The 1647-nt window shown below is 58.3% G+C and carries 1 protein-coding gene; it reads left to right on the forward strand.

All coding sequences use genetic code 11. From position 1 onward, the window contains the following. Positions 1-1321 (forward strand): aryl-sulfate sulfotransferase (locus H6A60_RS11190; protein WP_205104631.1); only part of this gene is annotated, 1321 nt, incomplete at its 5' end. Positions 1322-1647: the final 326 nt, after the last annotated feature.

Below are 1647 nucleotides of genomic sequence, written 5' to 3' on the forward strand. Positions count from 1 at the left end.
CTATCTCCTCAACAACATTCTCGAAAACAATCCTCGCGGCGCACGTGCCACGTGGAATAACCCGGTTGGCGGTGCGCTCCAGTGGAGCGGCTCGCCCGAAATCGGCGTAATCGACACGCATGGGGACCTCCGCTGGTACCTCAAGGCCGACACCATCTTCGACATCAATTCGATCGAATGGGGCGGCACGATGATGGGCTTCCGTCAAAACAAAGACGGTGCGCTCACCTGGGGCTACGGCCAGCGCTACGTCAAGTACGACCTGATGGGCCGCAAGGTCTTCAACCGCCTGCTGCCGGAAGGCTATGACGATTTCAGCCATTCGCTTGATCCGATGCAGAACGGCAACTATCTGATCCGCGTTTCGGATGCCGATTATCTGCGTCCTGACGGCAAGCGCGTCCGTACGATCCGCGACGTCATCATCGAAGTCGATCCCGACGGTCAGGTGGTTGATGAATGGAACCTCAACAACATCCTCGATCCGTATCGCTCCGACGTGATCAAGACCCTCGACCAGGGCGCTGTGTGCCTGAACATCGACGTGAACAAGGCTGGCGTCACGATGTCTGCGGACGAACTCGCAGAGCTCGACAAGTCCGACAAGTTCGGCGACATCCTCGGTACCGGTGCCGGCCGCAACTGGGCTCACGTAAACTCCGTCGACTACGATCCGACCGACGACTCCATCATCATCTCCTCGCGCCATCAGTCCGCGATCTTCAAGATCGGCCGCGACAAGAAGGTGAAGTGGATCATCGGCTCGCATCAGGGCTGGAAGGGCGACTTCAAGACGAAGCTCCTTACGCCGGTCGACAAGAACGGGAAGCCGCTGAAGTGCGACGAGAACTACAACACCTGCGAAGGCGGCTTCGACTGGACCTGGACGCAGCACACCGCATGGCGCATCGACTCGAAGTCCAAGGCGGGCGAAGTTTATTTGACGGTCTTCGACAACGGCGACGGCCGCGGCATGGAACAGCCTGCGCTCCCGAGCGAAAAGTACACTCGCCTCGTGGTCTACAAGGTTGACGAAGCCAACATGACGATCCAGCAGGTTTGGGAATACGGCACGGGCAAGAACGAAATCTACAGTCCGGTCACCGGTCTCTGCGAATACCATGACGACAAGGATTCGATTGTCGGCTACTTCTCGACCGCCGGCATGACGGTGAGCAAGGGTATTGCAGTTCCTTCGCCGTACGTCACCGAATTCGAATGGGGCGCCAAGGAGCCGTCCGTGAAGATTCACCTCCTCAACACATTCGGCTATCAGGCGATGCCGATCGACTTGGCGAAAGCCTTCGGCGACGCGAAGTAACGAGCATCGCCGTTCGGACCGCTCGTCGAGCGGTTCGAAACAAGCGATCTGCGCCGCCTCTCTCCTTGCGGCGCAATCGCTGATACCGACGCACCGGCCGATTGAATTGCGCCCCCAAGGGCCTGCTCTCTCCGGCGACGTTCAATCGGCACATGCGAAACCCCATACGCAGATGTTGGCTTTGAAGCAGTTCCTTCGTAGGAGGATCTCTTCGAGCTCGGCGTCTCCATACCTTCGTTCGAAGATCTTCGAGCGATTTCGAGACATAAAATGAAACCCTCGATCGAAGCGGCCGCCGCTTCGCTTCTCTCGCTTTCTCTTTGCAC

Source organism: Sutterella massiliensis (genome assembly GCF_016899755.1).
GTDB lineage: Bacteria > Pseudomonadota > Gammaproteobacteria > Burkholderiales > Burkholderiaceae_F > Sutterella > Sutterella massiliensis.